Source organism: Roseburia sp. 1XD42-34 (assembly GCF_009917385.1).
Classification (GTDB): Bacteria; Bacillota; Bacilli; order Bacillales; family Amphibacillaceae; genus Virgibacillus.
The window spans coordinates 30,560-49,854 of the sequence record NZ_QWLJ01000007.1 but is presented as its reverse complement, the minus strand read 5'-3'; the positions used below and the strand labels follow the sequence as shown (position 1 = coordinate 49,854).

Sequence of the window (19,295 nt, the reverse complement as noted above, 5' to 3'; positions counted from 1 at the left end):
TTATCTAAAATTCCATGTTTCCAGTCGCTGATAACATCTCTACTATCCAGCCTTCGAATTTAGGAGTTACTTCGGTTTCAAAGTATTCCATAAGTTCTTGCTCATTCATCGTTCCGATATCTTTTGTCTTATCTTCATTTGGAATTTTTACTTTATCAATCGTTTTTCCATCCATAGCAACGTTAAGTGAAAATAGACTTTGATCTTCATTTGGAGCCGTAAAAGCAAAGCTGTGTTCTCCGCTCATTTGATCTTTTTTATAATCAGACGTACCGCTCCATACAACTTGCATACTATCAGTATATGGATCTTGGAAACTTATTGTACGTTCAAAATCACGCTTGCCATCTTTTAATGTTTCGGTGCCATCATAGGTAAGCGCAAAATCGTCCATAGTGAGTTTAATAGAATCATCAGCTTTCTGATCCTTCCATGATAAATCTCCTGTAAGGTTCATTTTACCTTCATTTACGGAGTCTGCCAAGCCTAAATCAAGGTTAAATTGTTGCTTTTCTTCTGTAAGCAGTTGTGTTCCTTTAATTTTAAATGTAGTGAGCTGTTCTTTGTCTGGGCCAAGTTTAAGATTAAAATCGCGCTGAGCAATTAAATCATCATGTACCCAAATCGTTGATGTTAAGCCATCTGGGGCTTGTAGTTTATCTACATTTGTTTTTGCGTTCGCTAAAGATTCATCTAAGTCTTCCATTAACTGGTCAATTTCATTTTTCACTTCTGGTAGAGCCGATGTTCCCATCGATTGATCCTCAATGTATTTGCGAATCAACTTTTTCATTTTATCATCTTTTTGTAATTTACCGATGACCTTCTTTACAATGTCTTTTACCTGTTTTTCACTTAACTGCATGGTGATTTTTTCGGTTTTTAAAGATTCGTCATGAACTTTAATGCTTTCTTTTTCTGTTTTAAACGCCTCATCAGGTAATTGTTCATATATGAGAGTACCATACTCTTCTTTAATATACTCGATATCTTCTTCTGAAAAAGCGCCTTCAAAGAGGGAACCAAAGTCAATTTTTTCTTCTCCAGTAAATGTCATTGGATCTATTTGTTTCATTAAGTTTCCGACATTCTCTCCTTTTATAGAGAGCAAATGATCAAGAAATGGCAAGCCAAGCATAAACTGTTCGGAAGTTAAATGAAATGAGACGTCCTCAACTTGCATTCCACCAATATCTGCTTTGAGCTCTCCCGACATTTTTTTATTTTTCATATCAGCAGCATGTGTGAGGGAAATAGTCGAATTATTAATTAGCTGTACAGGGTCCATTTCTCCCATTCCCATATCACTACTAGGTAGATTTGATTCCGCTGATAAGTCATAATTTGTTTCTGTCGGTTTTTCTTTTGAGGTTTCAAACCAATCTAATTCCGCCTCATATCTTTTTTCAATTTGATCATTCATAAATTCCATTGTTTCTTTTTCTGCTAAAAAATATTGTTGCTTATCTGACAAATTTGAAAAAATGTACGCAGCAACACTGCCGCCGATTAACAATACTGCCCCGATAATAATGCCGACAAGCATTTTCGGTGACAATTTCCGTTTCTTTGTTTCTTCCATTATTACTTTCTCCTCTCTATAAGTAACTTCATTTTTGATTGTATTATTGAATTATTAAAAGGATTACAATGAAGTTTCTGTTATGTTTATATCACTTCGTAAAAATATAGTCAAATTGTGCCAAAACTTGTCCAAACAAGATAAGCTGAAAAATGAAATCATTGGTTTGAATTTAAGATAAAAAAAGGGAACTAATACCTATTTAATTAACGATGGGTGTTATGAATTCGTTCTAGTTTTTACGACTTTGGTCTCTTGTGTTTTCAAAATTAGGTAATTAGTACTGTTTTTGCAATAGTCGAAGATTGTGGAAATCAATGTATATCATGTTAAAATATTCACAATAAGAATGGTGTATTTACGTAGCTGAAAAATCGTGTAGCTTGAGCGCGAATGCTAATACGAACAGAAATAGTGGTGTATCGAAAAACTGAGCACAGAAAAAATGGTGCATCAAAGTGAGAGGGCTATACGCCAAAGCGGGAAAGCTGATGCACCAAAGCGAGGAAGTTTTGCATCCAAGGCATAAGCCGTACACTGTTTAGGACGCGATAAATAGGATATAATAAACCGCCGTTTAAACGGCGGAATGGTTATCGTGCTGTCGCTTGCTTTACACCTTGTTCTAACGCTTCCAACATATGGTGCTTATTTTGTTCATCCGCATGTTCCCAGATTAATTCGAATAGCACTCCTAGTCCTGGAAGCATTTTCTCTTCGCCACTTTGCACGGCATCTACAATAGTTGCTTCTAATTGGTCTTGGTTGTTGGAAGCAATATTGCTAAGTATTGCCTCACGTAAATTTAGATCCAAGTCGATTCCTCCTTTACAAGGTTTTTTTACTTTTAACTCAGAGCTTCAAAAAAAGATTTACTAATCGGCAACGTGCAACATGAGTTAATGGAATAAAAAAGTAAAGAAAAGACAGTTTACATTTCTAAGGCGAATACGAACTTATTAAATTTAACGTATACTAAAATACTGCAGTCTTTCCCGTAAAAAAGTGCTGCTACCGAAAACTCTTTTGATGCCATCTCTTATTTACCTTGTGCTTACAAGTAGTTTGACCTGAAGAGGTGAAAATATGTATACTATGTAAGATGAATGAGGGTGAAGAGCAATGACACATATAATTACTTCTATAAAAAACGAAAAAGTAAAGTACTGGAAAAAATTACATAAACGAAAAGAGAGAGTAATAACACAAACATTTCTCATTGAAGGCTTTCATTTAGTGGAAGCTGCTTTTAAGAGTAATTGGTCAATTAAGGAATTGATTATCCAAGAAGGTGTATCTTTACCTGAATGGGCTCGAGATATACCAACAGTTGTGGTTAAAAACAGTGTGTTTGCTGTGATATCACAGACGGATACTCCCCAAGGAATTGCCGCTATTGTTATCATGAAGCAGTTAAATAGCTCAAGGCAAGGACCTGTATTATTAATTGACGCCATTCAGGATCCGGGAAATCTAGGCACGATTATTCGTACCGCAGATGCTGCAGGCTTTTCTGAAGTAATATTAGGAGAAGGAACGGTAGATGTATTTAATGATAAAGTCGTTCGAGCAACACAGGGTTCCTTGTTTCATATCCCTCTTCGTCAAGCTGATTTATTAGCTGAAATACCATTGCTAAAAGAAGCGGGCTTTGGAATCTGGGTAACTGCTTTAACAGAGGCAGATAACTATACAGCCGTTAAACCCGTTACAAAAACAGCACTAATTGTTGGTAATGAAGGGCACGGAGTAAGGTCAAACATTATGGATATAGCGGATAAACGGGTTACGATACCTATATACGGACAAGCCGAATCATTAAACGTAAGTGTGGCTGCTGGAATTTTAATGTACTATTTACGCTCATAATGTTGCAAACAATAACGTTATTCTCTATAATATAGATAACTTTATAGCAAAAGCGTTGAAAGAGCGGATAAACTGCCTACCCACACGTTTACAGGGAGAAATGCCACAGACTGAAAGCATTTCATCGTAGCAGTGTTCATCCTTTCACTCTGGAGCAGATACTTGGACCTCACGAACGGTGAGTAAAGGTATTCCGGGATATTCCGTTATCAGAATGAAGTGGATACATTGAAGACAATGTATGAACTAGGGTGGTACCGCGACATATGCCTCGTCCCTTGCCGGGAGGAGGCTTTTTGTTATGCTTTTATGCTATAGAAAGAGCGAATGAAGGAGGAAATGGAAAATGAAAGAGCAGTTGCAATCAATAGAACAAGAAGCTTTAGAAAAGATTTCTCAAGCAAAAAACACCAATGAACTGCAGGAGATCAAAGTGGCTTATCTAGGAAAAAAAGGTTCATTGACAAGTGTGCTACGAGGGATGGGAAAGCTATCTAAAGAAGAACGACCACTTATTGGCGAACTAGCTAATAAAGTGCGTGAGCAAATAACTACGAACTTAGCACTGCAGATGGAAAAACTAGAGGAAGTAGCATTGGAACATAAATTAGAACAAGAAACGATTGATGTCACTCTTCCTGGTAGACCAGTAAGGCTTGGAGGACCACATTTATTAACAAAGGTGATTGAAGAAATTGAAGATTTATTCATCGGTATGGGCTTTGAAGTGCGGGAGGGGCCAGAGGTTGAAACCGACTATTTCAATTTTGAAGCATTAAACCTGCCAAAAAACCACCCAGCGCGAGAGATGCAGGATACGTTTTTTATTACCAAAGAGTTATTAATGCGTACACAAACATCCCCCGTACAAGCGAGAACAATGCTCGAATACGGTGGCAACAAGCCAGTTAAGATGATTTCTCCTGGTAAAGTTTACCGACGTGATACAGACGATGCAACGCATTCACATCAATTTACGCAAATTGAAGGGTTATATGTAGATAAAGATGTGAAAATGAGTGATCTGAAGGGCGTATTAGATGTTTTTACAAAGAAAATGTACGGAAGTGATAGAGAAATTCGTTTTCGCCCGAGCTTTTTCCCGTTCACAGAGCCATCTGTAGAAATCGATATTTCCTGTAAAGCGTGTGCAGGTAAAGGTTGTTCGATTTGTAAAAGGTCAGGTTGGATTGAAATATTAGGCGCTGGCATGGTACATCCAAACGTACTTTCTATGGCAGGGTACGATCCAGAAGTGTACAGTGGATTTGCATTCGGTATGGGACCAGAGCGAATTGCTATGCTGAAATATGGAATAAAAGATATTCGACAATTTTATACGAATGACGTACGTTTTTTGACGCAATATCATAACGCTTAGAGAGGAAGGTTTGCATGTTAGTATCATTAAATTGGTTAAATAATTATGTAGATATAACAGATATAAGTCCAGAAGAGTTAGCAAATAAAATGACAAAATCAGGAATTGAAGTCGATGGCATTGAATATGTAGCTGAAAAAAGTGAAAATGTCGTTGTTGGCTATGTCCTATCTTGTGAAAAGCATCCGAATGCTGACAAACTTCATTTATGCCAAGTAGATGTTGGAGACCAAACGCTACAAATTGTATGTGGAGCTCCGAATGTCGCCCAAGGTCAAAAAGTTGCAGTTGCGAAGCCGGGAGCTGTTCTTCCTGGGAATTTCAAAATTAAACGGGTTAAACTACGCGGTGTCGAATCTAATGGGATGATCTGCTCTTTGCAAGAACTAGGCATTGAGGAAAGATATGTACCAAAGGATGTAGCTGACGGTATCTATGTATTTCCAACTGATGTGACCGTTGGAGAGTCAGTAGAGCCTTTACTAAACTTGAATGATGCGGTTCTGGAATTTGACCTAACCCCAAATCGTGCGGATTGCTTATCCATGTTAGGAGTAGCCTATGAAGTGGGAGCAATTTTAAATAGAGAAGTCCACTTGCCAAATCCAGAGCCAACGATGGCCACAGGAGCTGCCAATGACTATATCGCTGTTCAAGTAGAAGCACCTAATGCAAACCCGTATTACGGCGCTTTTATTGTACGTAACGTAACTATACAGCCATCTCCTTTATGGATGCGAAATTATTTAATAGCAGCTGGCATTCGGCCGATTAATAATGTTGTTGATATAACGAACTACGTATTGCTGGAATATGGGCAGCCACTGCATGCTTTTGATTACGATAAATTACAATCGGATAAAATCGTTGTTCGTCATGCGAAAGAGAAAGAAACCATTATTACATTAGATGAGCAGGAGCGAGTTTTATCAAAAGACCATTTGGTTATTACCAACGGAAAGGAACCAATTGCTTTAGCAGGTGTAATGGGTGGTCTATCTACGGAAGTAACGGATGCGACGAAGAATATTTTGCTGGAAGCAGCTTATTTTGATTCAGCTATAGTCATGAATGCCGTAAAGGCGACGGGTCTTCGAAGCGAGTCCAGTACACGGTTTACAAAAGGGGTCGATCCAAACCGGGTAAAAGAAGCGGGACTTCGTGCGTGTGAATTACTGGAAAAATACGCAAATGCAACGGTTGCAAAAGGGGTTGTTGCGTTTGATCAACTAAATCGTGGACAAAAACAAGTTGAAATAAATATAGAAGAAATCAACAAACGGCTTGGTACATCATTAGTGACCTCAGATGTAGAAGATGCTTTAAAGCGCCTGCAGTTTGAATTTGAACCAAAAGGGAATGGATATCTTGTGCACATTCCGACACGTAGAGGCGATATTACTATTTTTGAAGATATGTTAGAAGAAGTGGCACGTATCTACGGTTATGATAAACTGCCGTATACATTGCCAATAGGAGCAGGACAGGCGGGTGGGCTCACAGAAAGGCAGTTATTACTTCGCAAAATAAAGCATCTCATGGAAGCTTCCGGATTATTAGAAAGTCGCACCTATACGTTAATCAGTGAAGCAGCGGCTAATACTTTAATTAGCCCTGAGTTAACGGAAGCAAACTATGTACCGATTGAATTAGCTTTACCAATGAGCGCAGATCATAAATTTTTGCGAATAAGCCTTTTGCCAGAAATCCTTCGCGTTTTAGCTCATAATAGAGCTCGTAATCAATTTGATTTAGGTTATTATGAAATTGGGAAAACATTTTTAACTACCGAAAAACCGTTAAAGAAGCAACCGGAAGAGCGACTCCGCTTGGCAGGAGCTATAACCGGAAATTGGATTCACCATCCGTGGCAGCAAGAAAGTAAACAAGTAGATTTCTATGTCGTCAAAGGCATTTTAGAGAAATTATTTACTTTTCTTGGTTGTTCCGTAGCTTTCCAACCATTAAAACATCAGGATATGCATCCAGGAAGAACGGCTTCACTTCAGTTAGAAGGAAGAACAATTGGATTTGTTGGACAGTTGCATCCACGTTTGCAAAACCAATTCGATTTAAAAGAGACGTATGTATTTGACGTAAACATGGAAGAATTATTGAGCGCGTACAAGGAAGAGCCTTCCTATCAAGAGATTCCTAAGTATCCTTCTATTGATCGGGATATTGCTTTTGTTCTTGATAGAAACGTGCTTGCAGCTGAAGTAAAACAAGTAATTATGGATGTTGGTGCACCGTTAGTTAAACATGTATCTGTTTTTGATGTTTATGAAGGAGATCATTTAGAGACCGGGAAGAAGTCAGTAGCCTTCCATTTAGTTTATCAGCACCCTGAAAAAACATTGACCGATGACGAGGTTCAAGCTTCTTACGACCAAATTATTACTGCAGTAAAAGATAAATTTGCAGCTTATATTCGCTCTTAATTGCATTGTTGAATGACACTTCACCTTAAAAATAGGGCATCCACCTGTCCCATTCTGGTAGATAGGTGGATGTCCTTTTAGTTCAGAAGCGAAGGACGAGTCAGTTGATTAATCTACGATGTAAAGTGACTTTTTAGCTAAAAGGGGAGACCTAGTAGAATTGCCCCTTCCAATCATATCCCTAATGGTATGTTAGCAAGGTGCTAATTCCAAGAACTGTAACAAGCTAATATTTTTCAAAAGTTTGGAAGTGGTATAACAACCTATAAGCAGAAAAACGCTACTTTCTATTTCAATACTAACGAGCTTGGCCTTTGATCTTCCAATTTTAGTGTATCCTACTAATGAAAAGTGGAGGTTTACTTTATTTTAAATAAACTTGCGCTTTTTTTGTATTAGCAAAATGAAGTTTAGCAAATTTTTCAAGAGCCTTGGTTCCGTGTTTTTTCATAATTGTGGCGGCAGTTTGATCTACTTTTTGCGAGGCGCCTTTGGGTAATATTATTCCTATTTGTTCTGATAATTGATCCATTTGTTTTAGAAAACTAGTACGGGCAAGGATGGAGGCTGCTGCCACTGAAGTCGAGTAGCTTTCCGCTTTTGTAAGAAAAAACGTGGAGGACGTCAGCGTTTCTTTTTCTGATGCCAGATGCTTTTTGTAAACAGAAGGCTCACAAAATTGGTCAATGATAATCCCGTCCATAAACCTTTGGTCCACTTTTTTCAGGAGCCTTTGGATGGCATGATGGTGAAGCATTGTCTTCATCTTTCCCTGTGTCCATCCTTGACTTTGCAGTTTGTTATATTTTTCGTTCCGCAGAATAACAAGTGAATAAGGAATATTTAGGTTAGTTATTTCTTGGGCCAACTGGCGAATTTTTGTATCGGTCAAAACTTTGGAGTCGGTTACTCCATTACTTTTAAGCAGGTCAATTCGTGGTTTTGTCAGATAGACAGCAGCAACTGTAATCGGACCAAAGTAGTCACCTGTTCCTGCTTCATCTGTGCCGGCGTGATTACTTGAAAAAAGGTTCGGATCAGGAGCATAGGCGTGTGATTTATGTTTCCTTGACTTTGCAACATTTGCGGAAATCGTGCTTGCATCTTGCTGCCAAATACTTGCGGCTTTTTCAGGGGAAGACCCTTGAAATAAAACTTTCCCTGATTTATACGCTGTAATAACTGCTTCACTTGTTTTTGCACGGAAAATTGCTCCCGGTGGAGGAGTTACAGAAGAATTTGCATAATAATCTTTCATTTGCGCAATGGTTTTACTGGGAAATTGATATACATATTGCGGCAATCGTATTCTCTCCTATCATTCTCTATTTTATATTCCATTAAGAATATATGTAAACAGTAGATACTTTTTGTAACTTGTCTTTCATTTCGTTCAGCTAATATGAACAAAAAAGCCCCCTAGGAATGGAAGTCTCATTTTATACTAAAGCAAAATTTATATTTCAGCAAACCATTGACAAAATCGCATTCTAAAGAAGTGGATAGTTTCCTAAATGGCTCACTTCATGTTAAGATAAGGTGAACAATTTTCTTAATCAGGGAGGATTTACACGTGGCCAAAGATGAAAAAACACGAACAACTGTAGAAATACATAATCGTACCTATACCATTATAGGAACAGAGCCACAAAATCATATTAAATTAGTCGCCAGTTTAGTGGATCAGAAAATGAATGAAATCCAAGAAGCAAACAGGCAACTGGACACGACAAGACTAGCAGTACTAACTGCTGTAAATACAATGAATGATTATTTGAAATTAAAAGAAGAATACGCTTCTTTATTAGGTGCTATGAAAAAAAAGGATAACTAACTAGAAAGAGGAACATTCACATATGGTTGATATTTTATTACTTTTGTTATTAATTGTAGGTTTTTTAATTGGGTTAAAACGAGGATTCATTTTGCAGTTATTCCATCTCATCGGTTTCATTGCAGCATTTATTGCTGCTGCTTTGTATTATGATGACTTGGGTCCTAAACTGTCCTTATGGATTCCTTATCCTGATTTAAATGAAAATGGAAAATGGGCGGCATTTTTACAAGATTTGCCTCTTGAATCAGGATTTTATAATGCAATTGCGTTTTTGCTTATATTTATAGCTGTAAAAATTGTGTTGCAAATTATAGCTTCGATGCTTGATTTTGTAGCTTCTTTCCCTATTTTAAATTCTGTGAATAAATTATTGGGAGCTATTCTTGGTTTTGTTGAAATATACTTAATACTCTTTATCCTGCTATATATTGTAGCTTTAATCCCTGTTGCTCAAATACAAACATGGATAAATGATTCTGCAGTAGCGTTGTTTATCATTGAGCATACGCCTTATTTTTCGGGGGAAATTAAAGAGCTTTGGTTTACACATGTGGCAGATAAGTGATGCACATCATACATCAATAGCGAATGGAACCATGTAGCGGAAATAAGAGATAGAGTGAGTAAGTGTTTGCTCGCAAATTTACATCTAGATTAGCGCACAACAAACTTATAGATACAGGCGCGAGGCACGAATAATGACTGAGAAAAAATACGTAGCTGTGTAGCTGTGACCACAGTATCATTTTATCGTCGTTTTGTTAATTACAGGGGGAGTAGGACTGGTGAAGATGAATGAATATAAATAAAAAAGATGTTATTAAGTTGATGGAAACAATAGCGACGTATCTCGAATTACAAGGAGAAAACCCATTTAAAATTAACGCCTATCGTAAAGCAGCTCAGGCATTGGAAAGAGATGATCGTTCACTTGAGGAAATCGATAACTTTGAAAAAATAAAAGGCATTGGCAAGGGAACAAGCGCCGTTATTCAAGAGTATATTCAAACAGGTCAATCAAAGACATTGCAAGACCTAGAACAGCAAGTTCCAAAAAGCTTGCTTTCTTTATTGCAACTACCTGGTCTTGGAGGCAAGAAGATTGCTAAGCTGCATCAAGAACTTGGTATTACAGATGCTAAGGGATTAAAAGAAGCATGTGAGTCAGGACAGGTTGAACAGTTAGCAGGTTTTGGTAAAAAAACAGCTGAAAAACTCATAGCAGCACTTGAAGAAGCGGGTAAGCGTCCAGAACGTCTCCCGATTGCTATTATGCTACCATTGGCCGAAAAAATCGAAAACTACTTAGGTCAAATCGACGAAGTGGAACGTTTTTCGAGAGCGGGTAGCTTACGGCGTATGAGAGAGACGGTCAAAGATATCGACTTTATCATTGCAACTGAGCAACCAGCTGCAGTACGAGGCGCTCTCCTAAAGATGGATGGCATAAAAAATGTTGTTGCTAAAGGAGAAACTAAAGTATCCATCGTAATAGAAGATGGATACGATGTGAATGTTGATTTTCGCATGGTGAAAAATGAAGAATTTGCTTCTACTTTACACCATTTTACTGGCTCAAAGGAGCATAATGTATCCATGCGTCAACTAGCAAAAGCACGTGGCGAAAAAATAAATGAATACGGAGTCGAGAACGAAGAAACTGGAGAAATTTTTACATTCGATACAGAAGAAGCTTTTTTTAATCATTTTGATTTACATTATATTCCTCCTGAATTAAGGGAAAATACAGGAGAAACGGAAGTATTTCAATCCCCCTACCCACTTATAGAGCTTTCTGATATAAAAGGCGATTTACATATGCACACAACCTGGAGTGATGGTGCACAATCGTTAGAAGAAATGGTTACAAAAGCAATGAAAAAATCATACCAATATATCGCTATCACTGACCACTCCAAGTTTTTAAAGGTTGCTAACGGATTAAATGAAACAAGGTTATGTAAACAGCGAGAAGAAATAGCCCGTTTAAACGAAAAATATTCAGATATTCATATTTTTTCAGGTGTTGAAATGGATATTCTACCTGATGCAAGTCTTGATTTCTCGGATGCATTTTTACAGGAGATGGATTTTGTCATTGCTTCCATACATTCCAGTTTTAATCAAACGGAAGAGCAAATCATGTACCGATTAGAAACAGCGTTGGAAAACCCTTACGTATCACTAATTGCTCATCCTACTGGAAGATTAATTGGCAGGCGACCTGGCTATCAAGTGAATATGCAGAAACTAATTGAAAAGGCAAAAGAAACAAATACAGCGTTAGAGATTAATGCAAACCCAAATCGACTTGATTTATCTTATCAATGGGCGCGTGAGGCACAAGAAGTAGGTGTTCCTTTAGCGATAAATACGGATGCCCATAATTATCAAATGCTTGAACATATGGCATATGGTGTGTCCATAGCCCGTAAAGGCTGGATAAAACAGCCTTCTGTGATGAATACTTGGTCTACACAAGAATTAATTGCTTACTTAAAGAGAAATAAGTAGTAGATCCTGACTCTTTTAACAATGTAAAATTTTAAAAATATAGATTCGTTACTTTCCAGTCCCCTCACTAAAGGATTCATTTAAGAAGAAACCTGGGGCGTGCTAATAGTAATAATTTTTAACTTCCAAGCCCTTGCTAAATCTGTTATGCTCAGATCAAAGATCGGCGGCAAAAGCCTGAAAAACAGTTGAGAGGGCTCTCTACCTTTAGCTAACACCTTGCATAGCAGTTTTATTAAGATATGCTGATTTCCTAGTGTTAACAGGGAGGAACAAGGTTTCATAAGGTGAGGAAGGAAACAAAAACAAGTATTCAAGAAACAGCGCAATAAAACAAACAGATTTTCCGGACGGTAGCCGGGATTTCATTAATCGGTAATAGAAAATTGTTAGCAGGATGAAAGAAACATTAATTTTAAACTCCCGCCAACTAAATGACCGTAATGTTGTATGAAGTTGGAAATGGATCAAGGATGACAAACTAACATAGTCTGTCAATTAGCTGATTTGTTATTCGGGAAAGGAGTTATTAATATGAACGAGCGCATGATTCGCGTACTCGAGTTTGATAAAATTATTGAACAATTAATCAACTATGCAGAAACATCAATTGGAAAACAGCAGATGAAACAAATTCGTCCTGCCACTGATATCGAAACAGTGGTTCGATTGCAAGATGAGACGGATGAAGCAACCCATGTAGCGCGCTTAAATAAAACCTTGCCGCTTGGTGGAATTTTTGATATTCGTCCAAGCTTAAAACGTGTTTCTATCGGTGGAGTGTTAACCGCAGGAGAATGTATTGAAGTATCGAGTACCATTTATGGTGGAAGAATTGCAAAGGATTTTATGGGAGAATTGGAAGAAGATCTTCCTATTCTACATGCTATGGTTGAAGAAATTACGCCATTACGGCATTTGGAACAAGCGATCAATCGTTGTGTCGATGATCATGGGCATGTGCTGGATAGTGCATCGGAAAAATTACGTGGAATTCGCTCTTCCATCCGAACATTGGAAAGCAGAGTGAGAGAAAAGCTGGACAGCTTTACGAGAACCCATAATAACAAACTGTCGGACGCGATTATTACCATTCGAAATGATCGCTATGTTCTCCCAGTAAAACAAGAATATCGTGCATCTATTGGAGGCATTGTTCACGATCAATCTGCCTCGGGACAGACGTTATTTATGGAACCGAAGGCAGTAGTAGATATAAACAATCAATTACAAGAAGCAATCGTTAACGAAAAAAGAGAAATAGAACGAATTTTAATGGAGCTTAGTTCGCTAATTGCTGAGGAAGCAAGTCCATTAGAGCATAACGTTCATATACTAGGTAAAATGGATGTCATTTTTGCAAGAGCTAAATATGGTCAGTCTATTAAAGGCTCTAAGCCAATCATGAATGACAGTGGCATTATTAAAATGAAGCAAGCACGACACCCACTAATCGACCCACGTGAAGTAGTAGCCAATGATATCGAGCTAGGCAAGGAATTTAAAGCAATTGTGATTACAGGTCCAAACACTGGTGGGAAAACGGTAACCTTAAAAATGGTCGGTCTTTGTTCGATGATGGCTCAATCTGGTTTACAAGTACCGGCATTAGATGGTTGTGAGCTTGCAGTGTTTTCCCATATATTCGCTGATATCGGTGATGAGCAATCCATTGAACAAAATTTAAGTACATTTTCCTCGCACATGACGACAATTGTAGAAATTTTAAAGCAGGTGGATGAACAAACTCTTGTGCTGTTTGACGAGCTAGGGGCTGGTACTGATCCTCAAGAAGGAGCAGCTTTAGCCATGGCCATTCTGGATGAAGTCATTGACAGGCAAGCGCGAGTGATCGCGACGACGCATTATCCAGAATTGAAGGCATACGGTTATAATCGAAAGCAAGTTGTAAATGCTTCGGTTGAGTTTGATGTTGAAACGTTGCGTCCAACCTACCGTTTGTTGTTAGGAATTCCCGGTAGAAGTAATGCTTTTGATATTTCTAGACGGTTAGGTATTTCCAGTAAGCTAATAGCACATGCAAAGTCATATATAGGAATCGACTCTAAAAACGTAGAGAATATGATTGCATCCTTAGAACAGTCTCAAAATAGGGCAGAAAAGGATTATGAACAGGCACATGAATTGTTGGTGCAAGCTGAGGCATTGCATCAAGATCTGATGAATGCTTGGAACGAGTGGCAAGATAAACGGGAAAAGCTATATCAAAAAGCAGAGGAAAAAGCCGACAAAGCTATTCAAAGAGCGCGTGAAGAAGCTGAAATAATCGTTCAAGAAATTCGTAACATGCACCGGGAAGCGGAATGGAAGGAGCATGAGTGGATCGAGGCTAAGAAGCTACTTGACTCTGCTAAACCCGAGCTATCTACAAAAAAAGACGTAACCCCATCCTCAGCTAATAAAGAAGTAAAGGAATTAAAGCCGGGTGATGATATTAAACTGTTAACCATTAATCAAAAGGGAACCGTACTAGAAAAAATCAATGACCATGAATACTTGGTCCAAGTGGGAATTATGAAAGTAAAAGTAGGTCGTAAAGATTTACAATCTATGGGTAAATCAAAACAGAAATATGAACAACCGATTACAACAATAAAGGGTAGTAACTATCATGTGAAGACAGAGCTGGATTTACGTGGGGAACGGTTAGAAGATGCATTATTAAAGCTGGAGAAGTATGTGGATGATGCGCTACTAGCTGGTTATCCAAGGGTTTCTATTATACATGGTAAAGGTACAGGAGCACTTCGTAAAGGGGTACAGGAATTCGTCAAGCAGCATCCAAGAATTTCTGATTCTAGACCGGGATCATCTGGAGAAGGCGGCAGCGGGGTAACTGTCATTCGTTTAAAATAGAGTAAAACGAGAGGTGATTGTGATGGAGATTGGAGCAGCCTTTTGGGAAAATATTGTTGTACAGACTGCCGCTAGGTACAGTGTGGTTATTTTATGTACCCTTGTGTTTTTAGCTATATTAGAAATCGTCACATCGTATAAAAATTGGGAAGAGATTAAAAAAGGAAATTTTGCAGTAGCGATGGCAACTGGTGGAAAAATATTCGGGATTGCAATTATTTTCCGCTATTCCATCGAACATAATGACACCTTAGTGCAAAGTATAGGCTGGGGTGTATTCGGATTTATTTTGTTATTACTTGGTTATTTTGTATTTGAATTTTTAACTCCCGTACTTAAAGTGGACGAGGAAATTGGGAACGGAAACAAAGCAGTGGGATTTATTTCAATGATCATTTCCATAGGATTAGCATTTGTTATTGGTGCCAGCATAGGGTGAGGGGGGAAAAACGATGGTATTGGATCGGTTAGCAAAGATTTTAATCGTAGTAGCTGTGGTTTTTATTATTGTTGGGATTATATGGTTGATGACATCATAAATCTTAATTGTAGGTGTGATAATTGTTAAAATAGGTGCATCCAAAAAGCGGAACTTATCATTTGAAACTTGGCAACCGTGCCAAGTTTTTTTACACTATAGGGAAGCATCAGTTTTTGGTTTATAATATAAGAGAAACAAAGGTTTTTGCCATAAGACTTGGCGACAAGCCAAGTTTTTTAAATAAAAAATTAAATAATATTTCAAAAAATAGCAATTAATCGGTATAATGTAATTAAACATAAAGGAAAGGGAGGAAAAAGCATGGAAGGAAGAAGCTGGCATCAGCATTACCCACCTGAAATAAAAACATCCATTCCATATGATGAAAAGCCGCTTCACGCATTTTTATGGAAGAGTGCTGAAACATTTCCAAAAAAGAAAGCGCTTCATTTTATGGGGAAGGATATGAAGTATGAAGAACTTTATTTGCAAGCAACTAAAATGGCGAACTACCTACAGCAACTAGGTATGGAGAAGGGAGACCGAATTGCTGTAATGCTACCAAATTGTCCACAATCTGTAATCGCTTATTATGGAGCTTTAATGGCTGGCGGTATCATCGTGCAGACGAATCCACTTTATAAGGAACGAGAGTTAGAATATCAGCTGAAGGACTCTGGTGCTACTATTATCGTATGTTTGGATATTTTATTACCTCGTGTTACGAACGTCAAAAACAATACGGATGTAAAGCATACTATTGTTGCAAGTATTAAAGATTATCTACCATTCCCTAAAAATCTCATCTACCCTTATATTCAAAAGAAACAGTACCATATGGTTGTAAAGGTGGAACAATCAGAAGATGTGCATGCATGGGATTACATGATGGATATTGCTCAACCCGCATATGAAAAGGTTAGTGTCGATCCTAAGGAAGACTTGGCCTTATTACAATACACCGGAGGTACAACAGGCAATCCAAAAGGAGTTATGCTCACGCATTATAATTTGGTCTCCAATGTACAAATGTGCCAAGCGTGGATTTATAACATAAAACCTGGAGAGGAGATTGTTTTAGGAGTACTGCCCTTTTTTCACGTATATGGAATGACAGCAGTAATGAATAATGCGATTATGATCGGTGCAAAAATGATCTTGCTACCCAAATTCGATGCCACAGAAGTCTTGAAAACAATTGATAAACATAAGCCGACGCTATTTCCTGGAGCGCCTACGATTTATGTAGCTTTGTTAAATCATCCTAAATTAGAACAGTATGATTTATCATCTATCGAAGCTTGTATTAGTGGTTCTGCACCGTTACCAATGGAAATACAGGAACAGTTTGAGAAGGTGACAGGTGGAAAACTTGTAGAAGGGTATGGTCTAACGGAAACGTCTCCAGTTACACATGCTAATTTTGTTTGGCATGAAAGAAGGAGCGGAAGTATTGGAGTACCTTGGCCGGATACAGATGCTAAAATTATAGATGCTGAAACTATGGAAGAAGCTCCTGTTGGAGAGATTGGTGAAATTGCTGTTAAAGGACCGCAAGTTATGAAGGGGTATTGGAATAATCCGGAGGAAACAGCTCAAGTATTAAAAGATGGTTGGTTACTTACTGGTGACCTTGGTTACCAAACGGAGGATGGCTATTTTTATGTGGTGGACCGTAAAAAGGACATGATTATTGCTGGGGGTTACAATATATATCCTCGTGAAGTAGAGGAAGTTCTATATGAACATGAGGCTATTCAAGAAGTAGTTGTAGCAGGTGTTCCCGATCCGTATCGTGGGGAAACCGTTAAAGCCTATATTGTTTTAAAACCAGGTTACTCGATAACGGAGGCCGATTTAAATACGTATTGCAGGCAACATTTAGCAGCATTTAAAGTACCCCGCATTTATGAATTTCGGCAAGAGCTTCCCAAAACAGCAGTTGGTAAAATTCTTAGAAGGCAACTTGTTGATGAAGAGAAAGAAAAGCTTCAAGTTAAATGAGCTTAGGCTCTTTTTTCGCCATAGTTATACAAGCTTAGCAATTGACAGTTTTCTTAAAAGGAGATACAATAATGAATGAACAGTCATTCATTATCGCATCAAGTTTAGGAGAGAACAATGAAAAAAAATAAACCGAAATACAATCAAATTATTGAAGCGGCAGTAGAAGTTATCGCGGAGAATGGCTACCACGCCTCTCAAGTATCAAAAATAGCGAAAAAAGCTGGAGTAGCAGACGGAACCATTTATCTGTATTTTAAGAATAAAGAAGATATATTAATTTCAGTCTTTCAAGAAAAGATGGGACAATTTATTGCACATATTACAGAAGCTATTGAGAATAAAAACAATGCTGACGAAAAGCTGTTTGAACTGATTAAGCTTCATTTTCGCCAACTGAGTGAAGATCACCATTTAGCAATTGTGACACAGCTTGAATTGAGGCAATCCAATCCTTCTTTGCGATTACAAATTAACAATGTGTTAAAACCATATTTAAATGTGATTGACTCGATCATTAAAGAAGGTATGCAAGAGAAAATATTTCGAAACGGTTTGAATGTAAGACTTGTCCGACAAATGATTTTTGGTACACTTGATGAAACGGTTACAAATTGGGTGATGAAAGACAGAAAATATAATCTTGTTGAACAAGCAACAGAAGTTCACACCCTATTAACCAAAGGACTTCATTCCAAATAATTCCATACATGCAAAAGGAGGCAAACGATTGACGAAGTCATTAGATTTAGAAATAACTAATTCAGTCGCTTATGTAACCATTAAAAGCCCGCCGGCAAACGCCTTATCTAGTAGTCTATTACAGGACTTGGCTGAGAATCTGGACGAGGTAGAGACTAAAACGAGTATCAAGGCAGTAGTATTAAAAGGAGAAGGGAGATTTTTTTCAGCAGGAGCTGATATAAAAGAATTTACTACATTGCAAAAAGCATCTGATTATGAATCGATGGCTAAACGAGGGCAAGATTTATTTGACCGCATGGAGCAATTCCATATTCCAATTATTGCAGCTATCCATGGTGCAGCCTTAGGAGGAGGCTTGGAGCTTGCTATGGCTTGTCATATGCGAATTGTAACAAAATCTGCCAAACTAGGATTGCCGGAAATAACGTTAGGAATTATTCCGGGTTTTGCTGGAACGCAGCGTTTGCCACACTATGTCGGTTCAGCAAAAGCATATGAAATGATATTAACCGGAGAACCTATTAGCGGGGAAGAAGCATATTCCTATGGTCTAGCAAATAAAGTAGTTACTGAGGAAACTTTAGAAGAAGAAGCGAAGCAGTTAGCTGAGAAAATTGCTACGAAAAGCAAATTGACGATCCAGCAAATTATGCAACTGATTCCTTATGCAAAAACGGGGTTGTTTGCTGAAGGCGTGTCGCAAGAAGCAAAAGCTTTTGGGCAAATTTTTGGATCCGATGACGCTAAAGAAGGCGTGCAAGCGTTTATTGACAAGCGTAAACCAAACTTCCAGGATAAATAAACAAAAGGAGGAGCAATAATGGATATTTATGTACTACTAAAAAGAACCTTTGATACGGAAGAGAAAATTAATATATCAAATGGGCAAATTGAAGATGATAGCGCTGAATTTATTATTAACCCATACGATGAGTATGCTGTGGAGGAAGCTATTAATCAGCGTGATGAGCACGGCGGGGAAGTTACTGTTGTTACTATTGGAGATGAGGATTCTGAAAAACAATTACGCACTGCTTTAGCAATGGGGGCAGATAAAGCAGTGTTAATAAATACCGAAGATGATTTGGAAGACGGGGATCAATTTACAACAGCAAAGATTTTGGAAGCGTTTTTTGCAGATAAAGAAGTAGATTTAATTCTTGCAGGGAATGTGGCAATTGATGAAGCAAGCGGTCAAGTTGGTCCAAGGTTAGCAGAGGCTTTAGATATGGCATATGTGACAACGATTACAGATTTAAAAATTGATGGCGAAACAATCACGATAGAAAAAGATGTAGAAGGAGACGTTGAAATAGTAGAGACAGCTCTTCCAGTATTGGTGACATGTCAGCAAGGGCTAAACGAACCGCGTTATCCTTCGCTTCCTGGAATTATGAAAGCAAAAAAGAAACCGTTAGAAGAATTAGAAATAGATGATCTGGATTTAGATGAAGACGACGTAGCAGCGAAAACGAAGACAGTAGACGTTTTTTTACCGCCTGAAAAAGAAGCAGGTAAAATGCTTGAAGGGGATCCAAAACAACAAGTGCAAGAACTTGTTTCTTTATTAAAGACGGAAGCAAAGGTACTGTAATTTTAAGACA

At 38.0% G+C, this 19,295-nt stretch carries 15 protein-coding genes; 12 read left to right on the top strand and 3 right to left on the bottom strand.

The features are described from left to right. Positions 1–4 precede the first annotated feature (4 nt). Positions 5–1,582, bottom strand: a complete 1,578-nt coding sequence (locus D1839_RS05650; protein ID WP_120379061.1) for a DUF6583 family protein — start codon at positions 1,580–1,582, stop codon at positions 5–7. A gap of 593 nt (positions 1,583–2,175) precedes the next feature. Continuing rightward, positions 2,176–2,397 carry a small acid-soluble spore protein SspI gene (sspI, locus tag D1839_RS05645; RefSeq protein ID WP_120379060.1) on the bottom strand — a complete coding sequence of 74 codons (222 nt, stop codon included), beginning with the start codon at positions 2,395–2,397 and terminating at the stop codon, positions 2,176–2,178. Positions 2,398–2,704: 307 nt separating this feature from the next. Here sspI and D1839_RS05640 point away from each other — a divergent pair, with 307 nt between their 5' ends. From D1839_RS05640 to pheT, 3 genes are all read left to right on the top strand, one after another. Next, positions 2,705–3,451, top strand: coding sequence for a TrmH family RNA methyltransferase (locus D1839_RS05640; protein WP_199689985.1), 747 nt, complete (start codon positions 2,705–2,707; stop codon positions 3,449–3,451). A 346-nt stretch (positions 3,452–3,797) separates the two neighbouring features. After that, positions 3,798–4,832, top strand: a complete 1,035-nt coding sequence (pheS, locus tag D1839_RS05635; RefSeq protein WP_120379059.1) for a phenylalanine--tRNA ligase subunit alpha — start codon at positions 3,798–3,800, stop codon at positions 4,830–4,832. 14 nt (positions 4,833–4,846) lie between these two features. Beyond that, complete coding sequence (gene pheT / locus D1839_RS05630) at positions 4,847–7,273, top strand: phenylalanine--tRNA ligase subunit beta (protein WP_120379058.1); 2,427 nt, start codon at positions 4,847–4,849, stop codon at positions 7,271–7,273. 364 nt (positions 7,274–7,637) lie between these two features. Here the strand turns inward: pheT and rnhC are convergent, their stop codons facing one another. After that, positions 7,638–8,576: a ribonuclease HIII gene (gene rnhC / locus D1839_RS05625; protein WP_120379057.1), complete on the bottom strand. Its 939-nt coding sequence runs from the start codon at positions 8,574–8,576 to the stop codon at positions 7,638–7,640. Between the two features lie 270 nt (positions 8,577–8,846). Here rnhC and zapA point away from each other — a divergent pair, with 270 nt between their 5' ends. The 9 genes from zapA to D1839_RS05580 all read left to right on the top strand — a co-directional run bounded on the left by zapA (position 8,847) and on the right by D1839_RS05580 (position 19,285). Beyond that, positions 8,847–9,107 (top strand): cell division protein ZapA, encoded by a 261-nt coding sequence (zapA, locus tag D1839_RS05620; RefSeq protein ID WP_050353321.1) that lies wholly within the window; start codon positions 8,847–8,849, stop codon positions 9,105–9,107. A gap of 22 nt (positions 9,108–9,129) precedes the next feature. Continuing rightward, entirely contained in the window at positions 9,130–9,675 is a 546-nt protein-coding gene (locus tag D1839_RS05615; protein ID WP_120379056.1) for a CvpA family protein, read from the top strand. Positions 9,676–9,905: 230 nt separating this feature from the next. Next, positions 9,906–11,624 (top strand): DNA polymerase/3'-5' exonuclease PolX, encoded by a 1,719-nt coding sequence (gene polX, locus D1839_RS05610; RefSeq protein WP_120379055.1) that lies wholly within the window; start codon positions 9,906–9,908, stop codon positions 11,622–11,624. 534 nt (positions 11,625–12,158) lie between these two features. After that, positions 12,159–14,501, top strand: coding sequence for an endonuclease MutS2 (locus tag D1839_RS05605; RefSeq protein ID WP_120379054.1), 2,343 nt, complete (start codon positions 12,159–12,161; stop codon positions 14,499–14,501). Between the two features lie 22 nt (positions 14,502–14,523). Continuing rightward, positions 14,524–14,940 carry a DUF350 domain-containing protein gene (locus D1839_RS05600; protein ID WP_077299134.1) on the top strand — a complete coding sequence of 139 codons (417 nt, stop codon included), beginning with the start codon at positions 14,524–14,526 and terminating at the stop codon, positions 14,938–14,940. 363 nt (positions 14,941–15,303) lie between these two features. Beyond that, the gene (locus D1839_RS05595; protein ID WP_120379053.1) at positions 15,304–16,986 is read left to right on the top strand and encodes a long-chain-fatty-acid--CoA ligase; all 1,683 of its coding nucleotides are present in this window, start codon (positions 15,304–15,306) and stop codon (positions 16,984–16,986) included. A gap of 117 nt (positions 16,987–17,103) precedes the next feature. Further along, positions 17,104–17,688 carry a TetR/AcrR family transcriptional regulator gene (locus D1839_RS05590; protein WP_120379052.1) on the top strand — a complete coding sequence of 195 codons (585 nt, stop codon included), beginning with the start codon at positions 17,104–17,106 and terminating at the stop codon, positions 17,686–17,688. 28 nt (positions 17,689–17,716) lie between these two features. Next, positions 17,717–18,493 carry an enoyl-CoA hydratase gene (locus D1839_RS05585; RefSeq protein ID WP_120379051.1) on the top strand — a complete coding sequence of 259 codons (777 nt, stop codon included), beginning with the start codon at positions 17,717–17,719 and terminating at the stop codon, positions 18,491–18,493. An 18-nt stretch (positions 18,494–18,511) separates the two neighbouring features. Further along, entirely contained in the window at positions 18,512–19,285 is a 774-nt protein-coding gene (locus D1839_RS05580) for an electron transfer flavoprotein subunit beta/FixA family protein (RefSeq protein ID WP_120379050.1), read from the top strand. Positions 19,286–19,295: the final 10 nt, after the last annotated feature.

Coding starts and splice junctions, on each gene's coding strand:
- D1839_RS05605 (WP_120379054.1), top strand. CDS start 12,159: ATGAACGAGCGCATGATTCGCGTACTCGAGTTTGATAAAATTATTGAA.
- D1839_RS05650 (WP_120379061.1), bottom strand. CDS start 1,582: ATGGAAGAAACAAAGAAACGGAAATTGTCACCGAAAATGCTTGTCGGC.
- D1839_RS05580 (WP_120379050.1), top strand. CDS start 18,512: ATGGATATTTATGTACTACTAAAAAGAACCTTTGATACGGAAGAGAAA.
- D1839_RS05590 (WP_120379052.1), top strand. CDS start 17,104: ATGAAAAAAAATAAACCGAAATACAATCAAATTATTGAAGCGGCAGTA.
- D1839_RS05640 (WP_199689985.1), top strand. CDS start 2,705: ATGACACATATAATTACTTCTATAAAAAACGAAAAAGTAAAGTACTGG.
- polX (WP_120379055.1), top strand. CDS start 9,906: ATGAATATAAATAAAAAAGATGTTATTAAGTTGATGGAAACAATAGCG.
- D1839_RS05615 (WP_120379056.1), top strand. CDS start 9,130: ATGGTTGATATTTTATTACTTTTGTTATTAATTGTAGGTTTTTTAATT.
- D1839_RS05600 (WP_077299134.1), top strand. CDS start 14,524: ATGGAGATTGGAGCAGCCTTTTGGGAAAATATTGTTGTACAGACTGCC.
- pheT (WP_120379058.1), top strand. CDS start 4,847: ATGTTAGTATCATTAAATTGGTTAAATAATTATGTAGATATAACAGAT.
- pheS (WP_120379059.1), top strand. CDS start 3,798: ATGAAAGAGCAGTTGCAATCAATAGAACAAGAAGCTTTAGAAAAGATT.
- D1839_RS05595 (WP_120379053.1), top strand. CDS start 15,304: ATGGAAGGAAGAAGCTGGCATCAGCATTACCCACCTGAAATAAAAACA.